Origin of the sequence: Citrobacter sp. TBCS-15 (assembly GCF_005280815.1) — a bacterium.
GTDB classification, from domain to species: Bacteria; Pseudomonadota; Gammaproteobacteria; order Enterobacterales; family Enterobacteriaceae; genus Citrobacter; species Citrobacter werkmanii.
In genome coordinates, this window is sequence record NZ_SZWK01000184.1 from 1 (window position 1) to 213 (window position 213).

The window sequence follows — 213 nt, forward strand, 5'->3', positions numbered from 1 at the left end:
GTTAAATAACTGGAAAAACTCTGCACTAGCTAAACAAGCGATGACGAATGGGCAAGAACAAGAACCGATTTTAAGTAAAATTAAAGACCAAAAAGAAGCGGTTGAACAAGCAGAAATTCTTTTAAATAAAGAAGCCCAACGGTTTATTTCTGCTCACTATCCAAAAGTGATGACGCCGAGTCGATGCTATTGCCGAGTCCTTTTGATTACACG

1 protein-coding gene is annotated in these 213 nt (G+C 38.5%); it reads left to right on the plus strand.

Annotated elements, in window-relative coordinates; genetic code table 11:
- Positions 1 to 213: hypothetical protein (locus FDW96_RS12595; RefSeq protein ID WP_137365779.1), on the plus strand; the 213-nt coding region annotated here is incomplete at both ends.